Origin of the sequence: Achromobacter sp. RW408 (genome assembly GCF_003184165.1) — a bacterium.
Classification (GTDB): Bacteria; Pseudomonadota; Gammaproteobacteria; order Burkholderiales; family Burkholderiaceae_B; genus Achromobacter; species Achromobacter xylosoxidans.
Genome location: NZ_QHHO01000049.1, coordinates 907,399 through 925,226, shown reverse-complemented (window position 1 = coordinate 925,226; position 17,828 = coordinate 907,399). Strand labels below are relative to the sequence as shown.

Below are 17,828 nucleotides of genomic sequence, written 5' to 3'. Positions count from 1 at the left end.
TGAAGGGCGTTTTTTCATTCCACATTGAACAAAAAGGAGCGCGTTTTGCGCTCCTTTTTGCGTGATTCGCAGCCCTTCGTTCGCTCAACTGACTGGCATTGGCCCTTGGGCGCTTTTCTCGCTGGTTTCCGGTTCGCTCTCGCAGGGCATGAAGCTCGAGGCACTGCCGCCGTTCACCGTCAATAGGTTATCTGATCCGAGAACGTGACTTCCGACCAGCGCCTGGTCGGACAAATCAGCTCGCGGCATCCCAATGTCCGCCTTGTCGCCATCCAATGCCGAAGCATGATTGCACACGGGTACATAGGGGAAGAGGATGGTCGGGTGGTTGCGGCGGGGGGCATGGATCTCGTTCAGCTTGCTGGTGTTCACGGTATCGGCGTCCGCACAGACGCAGGGCAGCGCCGCGCAGGAATTGCTGCGCCATCAGGAACGCGAAAAGCTACTGCGCGAGCAACAGGAACCCGCTCCGCGGGTGTGGCTACGGCCCGCGCACGCACCGTCTTCGGAACTGCTGCCACGGAACGAGACGCCATGCTTCCCGATCGAACGCATCCGTCTTGATGGCGAGGGCGCGCAGCGCTTTCTCTGGTCCCTGAGCGCCGCCGATCCCGAGAACGACACCGCCACGGGGCGCTGCCTTGGCGCCGAGGGCATCAGCGTGGTCATGGCGCGTGTGCAAAACGCCGTCGTTGCGCGGGGTTTCGTCACCACCCGCATTCTCGCCTCGCCCCAAGACCTGAAAGGCGGCATTCTGACCTTGACCGTTGTGCCTGGCCGCATCCGCGCCATCCGTTTCGCGCCCGGTACGTCGCTCAAGGCCACCGCCAGGAATGCCGTGCCGGCCAGTCGCGGCGACCTGCTCAATCTGCGTGATATCGAACAGGCGCTGGAAAATTTCAGGCGCGTGCCCACCGTAGAGGCCGACATTCGAATCACGCCCGCTGAAGGAGACGATGCTGGCCCCGGCGACAGCGATTTGGTGATCCTCTGGCGGCAGCGTTCCCCTCCCGTCCGATTCAGCGTGTCATTGGACGACGCTGGCGGCCGGGCGACCGGCAGGCTTCAGGGCGCAGCCACACTTTCGCTCGACTCGCCACTGTCGTGGAACGACCTGTTTTACATCAACCTCGGTCACGACATCTTCAACGCCAGTGGCAAGGGCACCCGGGGCTACACCACGCATTACAGCGTGCCTTGGGGCTACTGGATCCTCAGTACCACCGTCAGCGGCTACAGGTATCACCAGACCGTTGCCGGATACAGTCAAGACTATGTCTACGGCGGTACCAGCAACAACGCCGAAATGCGCCTGTCGCGTCTGGTTTATCGGGATGCCAGCCGCAAGACCTCGCTCTACGGACGCAGCTGGATGCGCAGGTCCAGCAATTTCATTGATGACACGGAAATCGAGGTCCAGCGCCGCCGCACCGGCGGCTGGGAACTGGGCCTGACTCACCGTGAATACCTGAACGAAAGCGCGCTTGACGCCGGTCTCGCCTGGCGGCACGGCACCGGTGCTTTCAAGGCGATGGCCGCGCCCGAGGAAGACTTCGGCGAAGGGACCTCAAGGATGAAGGTCATCACCGCCGATGTCCGACTGATGATCCCGTTCCTGATGGGTTCGCAGCGCGCCCGTTACATCGGTAGCTGGCGCGCGCAATGGGAGCGCACGCCGCTGGTACCGCAAGACCGTTTCTCGATCGGCGGTCGTTACACCGTGCGTGGCTTTGACGGCGAACTGACGCTCATGGGCGAGCGAGGCTGGGTCTGGCGCAACGAAATCGGTCTGTTGCTCGGTACCGGCCAGGAACTTTATTTCGGAGCCGACTATGGCCACGTGTCCGGTCCTTCCACTGGCTGGCTCCAGGGGCGCAACCTGGCCGGCTCGGTCATGGGCCTGCGCGGTGGCATGGCTGGCTTCGGGTGGGATCTGTTTGCCGGTACGCCACTTTCCAGACCCAGGGGTTTCCGGAGTGGGTCGCTGACAGCCGGTTTCACCCTCAACTGGTCCTGCTGAATCCGTATCGATTGCGCGTAAGCAAGGGAAGTGATGGCATGAACAGGAATATCTATCGCATCGTTTTCAACCGGACGCTGGGGCTGTTTCAGGTTGTGGCGGAAATAGCCCGGCGTGACGGACGGCGGACAGGTCCAAGGGTGAGTGCCGCCCGTAGCCGCTTCCTTGCAACACTCGGTCCGCTGCGCTTTGCCGTAGCGTTCGTTCTCGGTCAGGCGGTCATCGTTCCTCTGGCGAACGCGCAGATTGTGGCCGACCCCGGCGCGCCCGGCAATCAGCGACCGACGGTGCTGGAAGCGCCCAATGGTGTTCCGCTGGTCAATATCCAGACCCCCAGCGGGGCCGGCGTTTCGCGCAATACCTACAGGCAGTTCGATGTCGGGCAGCAGGGCGCCATTCTCAACAACGCCCGCACGAACACGCAAACGCAGCTTGGCGGCTGGGTACAGGGTAATCCGTGGCTGGCGCGAGGTACCGCCCGGGTCATCCTCAATGAAGTCAACTCCAGCGACCCGAGCCGGCTCAACGGGTATGTTGAAGTCGCTGGCGACCGGGCGCAGCTCGTCATCGCCAACCCGGCGGGTATTTCCTGCGACGGTTGCGGCTTCATCAACGCTGACCGGGCCACCGTCACCACAGGCGGGCCGGTCATCAATGGCGGTTCGCTGGAGAGTTATCGCGTTCAGCGCGGTGCAATCCAGGTTAACGGCAAGGGCATGGACGCCAGTGCCACGAACTACACGGATCTGATAGCCCGCTCGGTGGAGGCTAATGCCGGGATCTGGGCGCGGCAGCTTCAAGTCACTACAGGCACCAATGAGGTCAGTGCCGACCACGCCCGGGTACAAACGATTGCCGCCAGCGGTGATGCGCCCGTCTTCGCGCTGGATGTGGGCGCGCTCGGGGGCATGTACGGCCAGAAGATCGTGCTGGTGGGAACCGAACATGGAGTCGGCGTTCGCAACGCTGGCATGGTGGGCGCTCAGACCGGGCAACTGGTGGTCACCACCGACGGTCGCCTGGATAATCTGGGCACAATGCAGGCCGGGGCCGACGCCCGCATCAACGCGGTCGCGGGGCTTGCCAATGCCGGTATGCTCAGCGCCGGCCGCGAACTGACGGTCTACACCCCTGAAGATATCGACAACAGCGGGGGGACGCTCAATGCGCGGCGCGTCGATGTGACTGCGCAGTCCCTGACCAACCGCGGCGGGGTTATCGGGCAGACCGGATTGCAGGACCTGGCGCTTCAGGCTGGTCAGATCAGCAACCGCGATGGCGGGCATATCGGCATCGCTGCGCCGCAGACCGATACGCCTTCGGGCGAGGGGGAAGCGCCGAAAGTGGGTATGGGTGGCGGAACTGGCGGCGGAAACAGCAGCACTTCAGGTGACTCGCCGCATGGCGCGAACGCTGGCGGCGACGGTACTCAGCCGGCCTTCGGCATTGCATCATTGCCCGGTGGCGTACTCAACATCGCCGGCACGCTCGACAATGAGGGTGGCCACATCATGGCCGGCGGGCCTATCGACCTTATCGCCAGGGACGGTCTGGACAACGACACCGGACATCTTGGCGTACGCCAGTTTGCGGTGAGCGGCGGCGGCCTAAGCAATCGCAGGGGTGAAATCAGGGTTGCCGCCGGCGCGCGCATCACGACGGGTCTGCTCAATAACGATGCCGGCCTGATGCAACTGGACGGTCCCGTGGTCCTGAACGCGCGGGACTTCTCCAACCGCGCCGGCGCCTTCCGGCACAGCGACAGGTCCGATACTCATATCCGGATCACGGGGCTGCTTGACAACAGCGACAGTGGCGCCATTGCCGGCAATGGCGATCTTCGTATCAACGCTGCCACCCTGGACAATGCCAATGGCAACATTCTGCACGCCGGCGACGGCCGTCTCGCTATCAACGCTGCCGCCCTGCACGGTGGGAACGGCAACATCGCCAGCAATGGCATGCTGGACCTCAAAGGCGACACCACCGATCTGACCAGCGCCACCACCCAGGCCAGGACCGTCAGGATAGACACCGGCGCACTGACTACAGCCAGAGGCACGCTCCGCAGCAGCGGACGGCTGGATGTCAGGGTTCGCGGTACGTTGGACAACCGTGATGGACAGATCGTCTCCACCGAAGGCCGGCTGGGCGTGGCCACCCCCGGCCACACCGGGAACGCGGGTGGCACGCCGCAGGGCGCGGGTGACGTCAGTCTGGCCAGTGGCGGACTCGACAATGCCGGCGGCACGGTGCTCGGCGCCAGCGTCGCCGTCGATACGCATCTGGCTGCGCTCGACAATACCGGCGGCACCATCGCCAGTATCGACGGGACACTCAGTATCGACAGCGGTGCGTTGAACAATGCCCGCGGTCTCCTGCAGTCCCGGCAGGGAATGCACGTGGACACGCACGCTCAGACGCTGACCAATACCTATGCCGGCAGCACCGGCGGTATTCTCAGCGGCGACACGCTGGCACTGAGCAGCGGCAACCTGAATAATCGCGACGGTGTCGTGTACAGCCAGGGGGAGCTCGTCGCCCGCGCTGGCGACATCGACAATACCGCCGGACAACTGGGGGCCGGCGCTGATGCCGATATCGGAGCAACGGCGCTCGACAACGCCGGTGGCAGGGTCCAGGCGGGCAATGACCTGAAGGCCGCCCTCTCTGGCGTGGCAAACAATAATGGCGGCCTGATGGTTGCCGGGAATCGCCTGGCGCTCAACGCCGCGCAAATCCTCAACCGCGACACGCAGAGCGCGGATGCCGGCCAGCCGCTCGGTTTACAGGGCGACAGCGTGGTACTGACTGCCAGTCGCACCGACAATACTGCCGGCGCCATCGCAGCCGACAGCCTCATTGATATCCGCGGTCCGGATGCGGCAGGCCTGCTCGACAACACGCACGGCAACATTTCTTCGGGCGGCGGCATCGACGTGACCGTCAGCCGCGTCCAGAATCCGCAAGGCACACTGATTGCCGGCCGAACGCTCGACCTGGCCGCCGACAGCCTGGGTGGCGATGGCCGCCTGTTGTCCGGAGGCGACCTGAGCCTAAGTCTTCAGCAGGACTTCGCCAACCTCAGGGAAATCACGGCCAACGGCTACGCCGTCATCCGCACTGCGGGTATGTTGACCAACGATGGCGTAATGCGGGCTGACGACCTCGAGGTACACGGAGCCGACGTCAACAACAATGCCAGTGGCGAGATGAACGGCATGCGCACCACCGTTGCCGCGCACAACACCCTGACCAACCGCGGGCTCATCGACGGCAGCCAGACCCGTATCGACGCCGGTACCCTGGACAACGTGGGCAGCGGGCGACTTTATGGTGACCATCTTGCCATCGGGGCGGGTACCGCCAACAACCGCGAGGAAGACGGCCACGGCGCGGTCCTGGCGGCGCGCCAGCGGCTGGATATCGGTGCCGGCATCATCAACAACCGTGAGAAGGCGCTGATTTTCAGCGCGGGCGGAAGCAGCGATGCGCTGAACATTGGCGGCATGCTGGACGCCAACGACCAAGCGACCGCAAGCGCCGACCTCATCCTCAACGACAGCGCCACTATCGAGTCGCTGGGCGGACTGACCCTGGACGGCGCCCGCCTGCTCAATCGCAATCTGCATTTCCGTACCGAACTGGCACAGATCAGCGGCCCGACCAGGCGCCTGTACATACAGCCTGGGGGCGATCCCGAAAAACACGATGCCAGCGAGTACCGCTGGGAACGTTGGAGCAGGGCCGGACGTTATCGGCACGGGAAAACCGGCGCAAAGATCCAGGACTGGACCCAGTACGACGTCAATCAAAGCGAGTACGAGACGCGGGTGACTGAAAGCGCGCCCGCGCTCATTCGCGCCGGCGGCGACGTGATCCTGCGAGGGGAAGAACTGGTCAACGACAAGAGCCGGATCATCGCCGGCGGCGTCCTGCGGGGCGATCTGGACCACCTCGACAATCTGGCAGCCATCGGCGAGCACGTGATCCATCAGGCTGGCACCAGCCAGTACACCCGCTCAAGGTGGCGCGGCGGCAGGAGACAGTACCACCAGCGCAAATGGGACCGAAAGATAGCCTACGCCCCAGCCGACATGGTGAAAACGTTCGACCTCGATGTTTCCAGCATCGTGCAGAACGCCGCTGGCAAGGGCAGCGGCTTCGCGGTGACTGACCGCCAGAACCCTCCGGTCGATGCCAGGGTGGGCGGCGGTGTCCGCGCCACCGGCGGCATCGGCCCGGGGCAGATAACGGAAGTCCGGGTGGATGTCGGCCGCGTCCACGGTCCGGGGGCTGTCACCGAGACACATGCCACTGACGGCAATGGTCCCGTCCAGATCCCGGGGCAGGAGGTGGCGGGCTCCAATGGCGGTGCGCCGGAGATCGTTCGTACCGTTCGGGTGGACACCGACGTGCCCGCCAGCAGTCTGTTCCGCATCGTCCCTGATGCCAGTGGCTATCTGGTCGAGACCGACCCGCGTTTTGCCGACTATCGCAACTGGCTCAGCTCCGACTACATGCTGTCCCAGCTTGGCTATGATCCGGCCACCGTGCACAAGCGCCTGGGCGATGGTTTCTACGAGCAGCAACTGGTTCGCGACCAGGTAGGCCAGTTGACTGGCCGCCGTTTCCTCGACGGTCATGCCGACGACGAAGCGCAGTATCGCGCCCTGCTTGAAGCCGGCGCCACCTACGCGAAGGCGTGGAGCCTGCGTCCTGGCGTGGCCCTGAGCGCGGCGCAGATGGCCCGGCTCACCAGCGATATCGTCTGGCTGGTGGAACGCGACGTGACGCTGGCCGACGGCAGCGCCACGCGCGCCCTGGTGCCGCAGGTCTACGTCCGCGTGAAACCCGGCGACATTGACGGCAACGGTACGCTGCTGGCCGCCAGTACCGTCGATCTCAACCTGAAAGGCGATCTCGTCAATACCGGGACCGTCGCCGGACGCGCTGTGGTCAGGTTCACTGGCGAGAATCTGCGCAATATTGGCGGGCACATCACCGGCGATGCCGTGGCGCTTGACGCCCGGACCGACATCGACAACATCGGTGGAACACTGGACGCGGGTAGCGCCCTGGAGCTCATGGCCGGACGCGACCTCAATGTCGTCAGCACCACCCACAGCGGCGCCAGGCAGGCCGGGCGCAGCGATTTCAGCCGAGCCAGCCTGGACCGCGTGGCGGGCCTCTACGTCACCAACCCCGGCGGCATCCTGCTCGCTTCGGCGGGTCGCGACGTCGGTCTGATTGCTGGCCGGGTCGTCAACAGCGGCAAAGAGGGTCAGACGACTGTCGTCGCCGGCCGCGACCTGGCGCTGGGCACGGTCAGGATCGCCGAACAGGAAAACAACGTCGGCAACGCTCACAACTATCTCAAACAAGGCTACGTGGAAGATGTGGGCAGCCAGATCAGCACCGCAGGCGACCTGCGCCTGCAAGCCGGGCGCGACCTGAACGCCACCGCCGCCAGCGTCACCAGCGAGCAGGGCGTCCTGGCTGCCGTGGCGCAGGGCGACGTGAACATCCTGGCTGGCGAAGCGAGCAGTAACTGGGCCGAAGGCCGCCAGCACAAGTCCAGGAGCCTGCTGGGCTCCAGCAAAAAGACTACCCGCGACAGCCTGGAAGAAGCCCGGGCGGTTGCCAGCACCTTCAGCGGCGACACCGTCGCGGTTCGCGGTCAGAACGTCACCGTCACCGGTAGCAATGTCGTTTCCGATGCTGGCACCGTCATCATGGCTCACAACGACCTTATCCTCCGGGCCGCCACCGAAACCAGCAAGGAAAGCCATTTCAGCGAAACCCGGAAAAGTGGCTTCCTCTACAACGGGGGACTTGCCTTCACCATCGGCGACCAGATGCAAAGCGGTGACCGCAAGGACATCAATACCCGTGCCGCCGCCTCGACCGTGGGCTCCACGGGAGGTGACGTCATGCTGGTGGCGGGTAACCACTACCAGCAGATTGGCAGCCATGTTCTGGCGCTGCGGGGCGATATCGATATCGACGCCAAGAAAGTGGACATCGTCGAGGCGCGGGAAACCCGCCGCAGCGTCCAGGAAAACAAATTCCGCCAATCCGGCCTGACCGTGGCGATCTCCGCGCCGGTCCTGTCTGCCATTGAAACCGCCGGACAGATGACGCGCGCCGCCAGCCAGACGAGCGATGGACGCGTGCAGGCGCTGGCAGGCGCGGCCACGGGGCTGGCGGCCAAGAGTGCCTACGATGCCGTTAGCGCGGATCCGAAAGTCGCGGGCGGCGTCAATATTTCCATCACCGTTGGCGCCAGCAAAAGCGACAGCAAATCCACCGCCACCCATGACACAGCGGCCGGGTCCATCGTGGCGGCGGGCGGCGATGTGCGCATCAGCGCCACCGGCGGCGGCCGGAACTCCGACCTGACCATGAGCGGCAGCGAGATCAGCGCGGCCGGAGATGCCGTGCTGAAGGCCGACGGCGACATCAACCTGCTGGCGGCAAGAAACACCGTTGAAACCGACCGCAAGACCAGCAATTCCAGCGCGGGTGTGGGCGCGGCGATATCCATGGGCCAAGGTGGTCCGGCGTTCGGCGCGACCGCCAATGCGAGCGGGGCCAGCGGCACGGGCGAAAGCAAGGACGTGACCTGGACCAACAACCACGTCACTGCCGGCGAACGCCTGACACTGGAGTCCGGCGGCGCCATTCGCCTGCGCGGGGCGGTGGCCCGCGGCAGACAGGTGATGGCCGACGCGGGCGGCAGCCTCAACATCGAGAGCCTGCAAGACACCAGTACCTTCAAGAGCAGGGACTCCCAGATCGGCGGCAGCGTCACCGTGGGCGCGGGCTTCTCGGCCAGCGGCAGCTACGCCAGCAGCCAGGTGGATGGCGATTTCGCCAGTGTCGTCGAGCGATCGCGCCTTGAAGCAGGCGATGACGGCTTCCAGATCAGAGCCCGGGACAACATCGACCTCAGGGGCGCGGCCATCGCCTCGTCCGAAGATGCGGTGAAGCGGGGGTTGAATACCGTGATGACAGGCAGCCTGACCGTCAGTGACATCGAGAACCACAGCCGCTACAAGGCGACGGGGGTGAGTCTGTCGGGAGGCTTCAGCGTTGCCGGCGATGGCAAGCAGTCAGACGGCCAGAAAGAAGGCGGCGGCAGCGCCAGGAAGGCTGATGAGGCCGCGGCCAGCAATGTCGCGGGCAAAGGTGATGCCTGGTCGGTACGGAACTTCGGCAACAGCGCCAGCGCCGGCGCGCCGGGCATGAGCGTGCGCAAGGGCAGCGAAAACAGCATGACGCGCACCGGTATCAGCGGCGCGGCCGTGACCATCACCGACCCAAACGTCCAATGGGAGCGCACCGGCAAGACCGCCGACCAGGTGCTGGCCATGCTGGATCGAAGCGTGCTGGCGGGCGATGGCGCCGGCGGCCTGACGAAAAAATGGGATGGCGACAAGCTGCGCCGGCAAGTCCAGGCCGAGGCGGAAATCATCGCGGCGTTCGGCCAGCAAGCCGGCGCGGCCATCGAGCGCCACGCGGAACAGAAGCGCGCGGAATTGCGCCAGCAGATCAAGGCCACGCAAGACCCGGAAAAGATCGAGGCGCTGCAGGCACAGATCAACGAGATCAATACCCAGGAGCGGCTGCTGAACGTGGCGGTGGGCGCGCTGGGCGGTTCGGGCGGCGTGGCGGCGCTGCAGGCGGGCTTGTCGGAGGCGGCCGACCGCATGCGGCGGTACACGATTGGGGACTCGGAGAAGTTCGCCGGTATTACCGACGGCGAGACGACGCTGGATAACAAGAGCGGGGAAAGCGCGGGTATTCGGGGCGATGGATTTAAGACGGCGGGGACGCGGGTGGTGTTGGACAAACTGTGCGGCGAGGTGAATGAAAGGTGCAGGACTCAGCTCGACGCGAACGGCAAATCCGTACTCGATGCAAACGGCATTCCGAAACTTGAGTTGGATGGAAATGGGCGCGTCCGGTTTGATCCATCCCAGGTCGGGATGACGATGGCCGAATTTCTCGAATCCGATCTAGGCAAGGAAATGTCCGGACCCACTGGCGGAAACCAGGGCGGACCTGGAACGCTTCTCGGTTTTGCGTATTCGCCTGGGGGAATTCTGGATCTGGCGCATGAGGCTTATGGCGGCTCGCATGACTTCATTGGCGGCACCCTGAGCGGATATTACGACGAGCAGGGCAATGCACGGCGCGGCCTGACGCCCGTGCAGGATTTCATATATGAAACCTGGACCGCCATTGCGCTCGTGCCCGCCACTCCTTTTGCGTTATCAGAAGCGCTGCCGCCCCAAGCATGGAAAGCACTGGACATTTTGTTGAGGATGAAACGATGAAAACAACGATAAGGCTATTTTTCTCATCAGCTTTATTGCTATTAGCGGCGGGCTGCTGCCTCACGCTTCCGCGGTATATGTGCAGGTCGCCCCGGACAAAAGCTTGGATTGGGTACGTGGTCCTACCGATGGAGTGGTATTGGCCGCTAAATGGCCAAACAGAGGAAGGCCGTTGGATGGATTGGAAAGCATGCGGCGGAGCTGAAGACGGAAGGTTCTATCTTAAGAACCAGAACGAGCTTACTGACGAACAGTATCGGAAGGAGTCAGAGGCATTGTTCGATGAGCTTAAACGCTGCATGCAGAAGAAGGGCTATCAGTTCGTTCCCCCGTGCTACCAATTAGAGAAGTGCGGTCCACTGCCGCCAGCGCCAAACGGCGTATCGTGGCCAACTTGGGCGTCGGACGTGTGGCCGCCGCAATCGCTGGGGGATCGCCCGCCGCCGCGGCATTTTACGCGTCGCGGCAAGGAACGCGTGGAGTAATGGCGCGTGCCGGCAAAGACCGCCTATCAGGTGCCGGCCGTGCTGAATCGAAGCGTGCTGCCGAGCGATGGCGCCGGCGGCCTCGCGACAAGGCAGCGCCCTCGGAGGGGAGGCTGCAAGCGCGCGCCGCGCGGCGGCCCTTATTCAGGATTTTACTTCTGCGCCAGCATCTGGCCCTTGGCCGTATCGATGTAGCTGCGGGCGCCGAGGTAGCGCTTGGACCAGTACGGATTCTTCATTTCGTCCACGCGCACCTTGGCGCCGCGGCGCGGGGCGTGCACGAACTTGTCCTGGCCGATGTAGATGCCCACGTGCGACGTGATGCCGCGGCCGCGGGTGGCGAAGAACACCAGGTCGCCGGGCTTGAGCTGCTTCTTGTTGTTCACCGTGTCGCCCTGGGTGCGTTGCTGGCGCGCGGTGCGCGGCAGTTCCAGGCCGGCGATCTCACGGTAGACGTACAGCACCAGGCCGCTGCAGTCGAAACCTTCGGCGGCATCGTCGCCGCCCCAGCTGTAGGGCGTGCCGATGGCGGCCAGGCCGGCCTGCACCACGCGTTCGCGCAGGGTCGGCACGGTGGGGTCCTGCGCCAGGCGCAGGCCTGACAGGGAGGCGCGGGCCTGCTCGGAGGGGATCGACGCCTGGGCGGCGCCGGGTAACCAGGAGAACGTCAGGGCCAGCAGGGGCGCTGACAGCAAAGCGGGGAGGCGGAAAAAGGCAAGGCGGGCTTTTCGCGTGGGCGGCGTCATTACGTCACTTCAAAAATCGGAGTGGGCGGCATGGCTTTGTCCACGGGGGACAAGCCGGCGGAAAGGGGGCAGGGGAGGCTTGAGCTTCACGAACTGCCATCGCATTGTAATGGAATAAAGTTTCATTACATTTGTAGTGCAATGCAGCATCCTGGCGGGCCGCCCGTTACCTGATCCGGTCGGGAAAAGGTAACGGGCGCCGGGCGCCAGGGTCAGAAGCTGCCGCGCAGGCCGACCATCACGGCGCGGCCGCCCTCGGGCGCGACGTCGCGCAGCACCGAGGTGGCGTAGCGGATGTCCTGGTTGGTCAGGTTGATGCCGCGCACGTAGGCCTGCCACTGCACCGCCGCGACCTTGAAGCGGTAGCCGGCGTTGGCGTCCAGGCTGTAGTAGCCGGCGGTGGCGGTGTCGTTGTCCGGACGGCTGTGCTGGGCGAAGGCCTTGGACACGCTCAAGCCGGCGCTGTACGGGCCGTAGCCGTAGTCCAGCGCCACGCGCAGGCGCAGCGGCGGAATGCGCGGCAGCGAGCGGCCGGTATCGCTGTTGCGCGCCACCGTGTAGTCGCCCGACAGGCCCAGGTCCAGCTTGTGGCCGCCCAGCTGCAGCACGCGCGTGCTGCTTTCCGCCTCCACGCCGTACAGGCGCGCGGACACGCCCTGGTAGCGGGCCTCGGGCAGGGCCTCGTCGTCCCCGGCGGCCACCAGATCGCCGTCATCGTCGCGGAAGCGGCCGGTGTTCATCTCGGCAAGGTAGTTGGAGAAGCGGCTGTAGAACACGCCCACGCTGGCGCTGTCGGCGTCCTTCTTGTAGCGCAGCGACAGGTCGCCGGACCAGGCGCGTTCCTTGGCCAGGTTCTGGTCGCCCACCAGGTATTGGCCGGTGGCGGCGTGCGGGCCGTTGGCGTACAGCTCATAGAAGGTGGGCGCGCGCTCGGTGTAGGCGGTGTTGGCGGCCACCGACCAGGCGCTGTCCAGCTTGTAGATGCCGCCCAGCGAGAAGCTGCCGGCGGTGAAGGTGCGGCGGTTGGAGCCGTCGAAGCGTTCGTTGCCGCCGCCGCCCGGGGTCAGGCGGGTATGGTCGGCGCGCGCGCCGGCGCTCAGCGTCAGGCGATCATTGATCTTCCATTCCTCCAGCGCGAACAGCGCGATGGCGTCGGTGTCGGTGGTGGGCACCAGCGCTTCCTCGCCCAGGGCCGAGAAGCGCGTCTGGCCCAGTTGCAGGCCGACCACGCCGTGCAGCGGGCCGATGTCGGCGTGGCGCGCCTCGATGCGGGCCTCGTAGCCGCGGTTCTTGAAGAGGGTGCCGGTTTCGCCGTCCTCGATCTCCTTGTGCTGGTAATCGGTGTAGGCGAAATTCAGTTTGACGCTCGTGAACAGGCCTTCCAGGTCGCGCAGCTCGCTGGCGAAGCCGAAGCGTTCCTGGCGCATCCTGATGCGCACGTCCGGCTCGGCCACCGAACCGTAGTCGGAGTCGTAGCCGCTGTAGGACAGGCCGGCATAGCCGCGGTCGCCGGTCCAGGACATGCCGAGCGCGCCGCCGCTGGCCTGGCCGTCGCTGTTGGGCAGGGTGCCGCGCGGCTGGTCCCGGTCGGGGCCGTCGATCGCGCGTTGCCGCGAGGTGCGGGCGTAGCCGGGAATGCGCAGGTCGCCGGTCTTGCGGCTGAAGGCGTCGGCGTGGATGGCGAAGGTGCCGTCGCCGCCTTCGAGCTGGATCGCGCCGTTGCGGTCGTTGTTGGCGCCGCCGTAGCTGCCGGCGACGTCGCCGTGGATGCCGTCGATGGGCTCGGTGGGGATGCGGTTGTCGATGGTGTTGACCACGCCGCCGATGGCGCTGCCGCCATACAGCAGGGCGGCCGGCCCGCGCAGGATCTCGACGCGGTTGGTGGACAGCGGATCCAGCGGCACGGCGTGGTCGAACGACAGCGACGAGGCGTCGAGCGAACCGACGCCGTTGTTCAGCAGGCGGATGCGGTCGCCGTCCATGCCGCGGATGATGGGGCGGCCCACCATCGGGCCATACGTGGTGGTCGATACGCCCGGCAGGCCGTTGAGCGTCTCGCCCAGGTTCGAGGCGCGTCGCAGGTCCAGGCCGGCGCCTTGCAGCACGGTCGACGGCGAGGCCAGCGCTTCGCTGCCCAGAGGGTTGGCGGTGATGATGACGGGCGACAGCGTGGCCGCGTCAGGCGCGTCGGCCTGGGCGCGGGCGGCCGGCGGTAAGGCGAGCAGGCAGGCGAGGGCGAGCGGGCTCAGGGAAAAGGCGCGCAGGGACGAACGCGTCCCCGCATGGGAAGCAGCAAAAAGCATGGTGGCAATCCTGGTTGCCGGCCGGCGGGCGGCGGCGGTTGAAATCGGGCGGGCGGGTGTCAGGCCGCGGCGGGCGGGGCGCGCGATTGGAACCAGGGCGTGGCGATGAGGGTGGTGCCGCTTGGCACCGGCGCGGACGCCGCGATGCGCGGCGCGCCGCAGGCGAATGCGGGAAAGGAAGCCGGCAGCGTGGCGTCCAGCAGATCCCAGATATGACAGAGGTCGCAATGGCCCAGCTTGTCGGGCGTGTGCGCGTCGTCCTGGCTGGAAGCGGGACTCCCCGACAGGTGCGACAGCGCGTGCCGCACGCCGCCCAGCGGTGACAGCAACAGGCAGGCGCACAGCCAACCCAGCACTGCCCATCGGGCAGGGCGCGCAGCGGGATGGAGGCGGGAAGCCGGCGGCATGGGCGGGGCGGAAAGGCGAAAAATCGGAATGATATATTGTTTCTTTGATTGTGGCGATGCGCGCCCGCGCATCCGGCCGCGCAACGCGGCCGAATATGACGCTTCATGTAGTCCTAGGCTCGGGCATAATCGTTGGCATCGGCCCTCCCGGCTTGATCGCCGCGAGCGGCCGCTGAAAGAAGACCATAAGAAAGCGGAGCCAAGCTCAATGATGAACGCAGTACACCCTTTGTCCTCGATGAACCGGCCCGAGGCGATTCCTTTCGAGCCCTACCATGACGCCGTGGCGGCGGTGGACCGGCTGGCCGAAATCTATGCGCGCAACACGGCCTTCCTGCGCGCGGCGTTTCGCGATGTCCTGAAGGGCTCCACCAGCGGCCGCGAGCGGGCCCGCGCCTATTACCCTGCCATCCGCATCCTGGTCGAGACCTACGACCCGATCGATACCCGCCTGTCATATGGCCACGTGGCCGAGCCCGGCATCTACCAGACCACCATCACCCAGCCGACCCTGTTCCGCGACTACCTGATCGAGCAGGTCGGCCAGTTGCTGCAGAACCACCGCGTGGCGGTGGAAGTGGGCGAATCCGATTCGCCGATCCCGCTGCATTTCGCCTTCCCGGAAGGCGCCTACGTCGAAGGCGAGCACCTCGAGGCCCTCAAGCGCCCGCTGCGCGACCTGTTCGACGTGCCGGATCTGGCGGTGACGGACGATGCCATCGTCAACGGCTCCTGGCGCGGCAAGGAGGGCGAACCCAAGCCGCTGGCCCCGTTCACGGCGCAGCGGGTGGACTATTCGTTGCATCGCCTGCAGCACTACACCGCGACGGCGCCGGCGCATTTTCAGAATTTCGTGCTGTTCACCAATTACCAGTTCTACGTTGACGAGTTCTGCGCCCGCGCCCGCGCGCTGATGGCCAGCGGCAACGAGGACTACGAGATGCTGGTGGAACCGGGCAACCGCATCACGCGGCGCGGCGAATCCGGCCCGGCCGACGAAGGCCAGGGCCAGCGCCTGCCGCAGATGCCGGCCTATCACCTGGTGCGCGGCGATCACTCCGGCATCACGCTGGTCAACATCGGCGTGGGGCCGTCCAACGCCAAGACCATCACCGACCACATCGCGGTGCTGCGCCCGCACGCCTGGCTGATGCTGGGCCACTGCGCCGGCCTGCGCGATTCGCAGCGCCTGGGTGATTACGTGCTGGCCCACGGCTACGTGCGCGAGGACCACGTCCTGGACGACGACCTGCCCACCTGGGTGCCGGTGCCGGCGCTGGCCGAAGTGCAGGTGGCCCTGGAGCAGGCGGTGGAAGAGGTGGCCGGCCTGTCCGGCTGGGACCTCAAGCGCATCATGCGCACGGGCACGGTGGCCACCATCGACAACCGCAACTGGGAATTGCGCGACCATGTCGAGCTGGTCGAGCGCTTCGCGCAGTCGCGCGCCATCGCGCTGGACATGGAGTCGGCCACCATCGCGGCCAACGGTTTTCGTTTCCGCGTGCCGTACGGCACGCTGTTGTGCGTGTCCGACAAGCCCCTGCATGGCGAGCTGAAATTGCCGGGCATGGCCAGCGCGTTCTACCGTCGCCAGGTCAATCAGCACCTGGAAATCGGCATCCGGGCGCTCGAGCGCCTGCGCGGCATGCCGCCGGAGCGGCTGCACTCGCGCAAGTTGCGCACCTTCATGGAAACGGCGTTTCAATAGACCTGTAGCGAGGTCTTCGCGGGTGGGGACGGATCCCCGCCGGCTCCCCCGCGGTTTCGACGGCCGGGGGCAGTTGCGCTATGCTCGCGCGTTGCGTGGAAATCCCACGGCGCCCGGGGGCACAATCCGCGGGGGCTTTTTTGCTCTGAAGGAACACGACTTTGGCATTGACGGAACACGACCAGCACCGCGCCGGCGGCAAGAAGGGGGCGGCAGAACCGTCCGAATTGCGCCGCGCCCTGTCGGCGCGCCACCTGACGATGATCGCGGTGGGCGGCTCCATCGGGACGGGGCTGTTCGTGGCCTCCGGCGCCACCATCGCCCAGGCCGGACCGGGCGGGGCGCTGCTGGGCTATGTGCTGATCGGCGTGATGGTCTATTTCCTGATGACCAGCCTGGGCGAGCTGGCCGCCGCCATGCCGGTGTCCGGGTCGTTCTCGACCTACGGCGCCCGTTACGTCGAGGACGGCTTCGGCTTCGCGCTGGGCTGGAACTACTGGTACAACTGGGCCGTCACGGTGGCGGTGGACCTGGTGGCCGCGCAGCTGGTGATGGCCTACTGGTTTCCCGACGTGCCGGGCGTGTACTGGAGCGCCTTGTTCCTGGCCATCACGTTCGGCCTGAACGCGTTGTCGGCGCGCGGCTTCGGCGAAGCCGAATTCTGGTTCGCGCTGATCAAGGTGATCGCGGTGCTGGCTTTCGTCGCCATGGGCGTGATGATGCTGCTGGGCATCATCCGCGGCGGCGAGGACGGCGGCGTGGCCAACTGGACCGTGGGCGACGCGCCGTTTGCCGGCGGTTTCGCGGCGCTGATCGGCGTGGCCATGGTGGTGGGCTTTTCGTTCCAGGGTACCGAACTCATCGGCATCGCCGCCGGCGAATCCAAGGATCCGGCGCGCAACCTGCCGCGTGCCGTGCGCCAGGTGTTCTGGCGCATCCTGCTGTTCTACGTGATGGCGATCCTGGTGATCGGCCTGTTGATTCCCTATACCGATCCGCACCTGCTGCGTAACGACGTCACCGACGTCAGCGTCAGTCCGTTCGCGCTGATCTTCGAGCGCGCCGGCCTGCTGGCGGCGGCCTCGATCATGAACGCGGTGGTGCTGACCTCGGTGCTGTCGGCCGGCAACTCCGGCATGTACGCCGCCACCCGCATGCTCTACAGCCTGGCGCGCGATGGCAAGGCGCCGCGCATCTTCGGCCGCGTGGCGCGCAACGGCGTGCCGCTGTGGGCGCTGCTGGCCACCACGGTGGTGGCGGCGCTCTGTTTCTTCTCGTTCATCTTCAGCCCCAAGGCGGTCTACATCTGGCTGCTGAACACGTCGGGCATGACCGGTTTCATCGCCTGGCTGGGCATTGCGATCAGCCACTACCGCTTCCGCCGCGGCTACGTCAAGCAGGGCCGCAACCTGGCCGACCTGCCTTACGTCTCGCCGTTCTTCCCGTTCGGCCCGATCTTCGCCTTCGTGCTGTGCCTGATCATCACGCTGGGCCAGAACTACCAGGCCTTCCTGGAGCACCGGATCGACTGGGGCGGGGTGGCGGCCACCTATATCGGCATCCCGCTGTTCCTGCTGATCTGGCTGGGCTACCGCCTGGTCAAGGGTTCGCGCTTCGTCAGCTACAAGGACATGACCTTCCCGGACGCCCGGGCGCGCAGCGCCTACCTGGACTCGGCGCTGCGCGGCGAGCCGGCCACGGTCGGGCCGGAGACGGCGCCTGCGCCGGGCACTGGCGGGCGATGAAGAAAGGCCGCGGAACTCCGCGGCCCTATTGCATCCGGCCAAGGCCGCTAGGTAATGCGGCGGCCTCGGCGT

The 17,828-nt window shown here is 65.8% G+C and carries 8 protein-coding genes; 4 read left to right on the top strand and 4 right to left on the bottom strand.

Going from position 1 to position 17,828, the window contains the following annotated elements; genetic code table 11:
• Positions 1 to 84: 84 nt before the first annotated feature.
• On the bottom strand, positions 85 to 372 hold the full coding sequence (locus tag DK459_RS30835; RefSeq protein ID WP_162730764.1) for a hypothetical protein: 288 nt from the start codon (positions 370 to 372) through the stop codon (positions 85 to 87).
• Between DK459_RS30835 and DK459_RS23725 the strand changes: the two genes are divergently transcribed.
• Both DK459_RS23725 and DK459_RS23720 read left to right on the top strand, forming a co-directional pair.
• The gene (locus tag DK459_RS23725; protein WP_110135104.1) at positions 317 to 2,020 is read left to right on the top strand and encodes a ShlB/FhaC/HecB family hemolysin secretion/activation protein; all 1,704 of its coding nucleotides are present in this window, start codon (positions 317 to 319) and stop codon (positions 2,018 to 2,020) included. The two genes, DK459_RS30835 and DK459_RS23725, sit on opposite strands and share 56 nt — an antisense overlap.
• 38 nt (positions 2,021 to 2,058) lie before the next feature.
• Positions 2,059 to 10,362 carry a hemagglutinin repeat-containing protein gene (locus DK459_RS23720; RefSeq protein WP_110135103.1) on the top strand — a complete coding sequence of 2,768 codons (8,304 nt, stop codon included), beginning with the start codon at positions 2,059 to 2,061 and terminating at the stop codon, positions 10,360 to 10,362.
• A gap of 637 nt (positions 10,363 to 10,999) precedes the next feature.
• Here DK459_RS23720 and DK459_RS23715 read toward each other — a convergent pair.
• The 3 genes from DK459_RS23715 to DK459_RS23705 form a co-directional block, all read right to left on the bottom strand.
• Entirely contained in the window at positions 11,000 to 11,593 is a 594-nt protein-coding gene (locus DK459_RS23715; RefSeq protein WP_006388218.1) for a C40 family peptidase, read from the bottom strand.
• Positions 11,594 to 11,805: 212 nt separating this feature from the next.
• Positions 11,806 to 13,896 (bottom strand): TonB-dependent receptor, encoded by a 2,091-nt coding sequence (locus DK459_RS23710; RefSeq protein ID WP_006388219.1) that lies wholly within the window; start codon positions 13,894 to 13,896, stop codon positions 11,806 to 11,808.
• A gap of 59 nt (positions 13,897 to 13,955) precedes the next feature.
• Positions 13,956 to 14,252, bottom strand: a complete 297-nt coding sequence (locus DK459_RS23705; RefSeq protein ID WP_024068752.1) for a hypothetical protein — start codon at positions 14,250 to 14,252, stop codon at positions 13,956 to 13,958.
• Between the two features lie 259 nt (positions 14,253 to 14,511).
• Here DK459_RS23705 and DK459_RS23700 point away from each other — a divergent pair, with 259 nt between their 5' ends.
• Positions 14,512 to 16,011, top strand: coding sequence for an AMP nucleosidase (locus DK459_RS23700; RefSeq protein ID WP_006388221.1), 1,500 nt, complete (start codon positions 14,512 to 14,514; stop codon positions 16,009 to 16,011).
• A 161-nt stretch (positions 16,012 to 16,172) separates the two neighbouring features.
• Entirely contained in the window at positions 16,173 to 17,756 is a 1,584-nt protein-coding gene (locus DK459_RS23695) for an amino acid permease (RefSeq protein ID WP_024068754.1), read from the top strand.
• Positions 17,757 to 17,828: the final 72 nt, after the last annotated feature.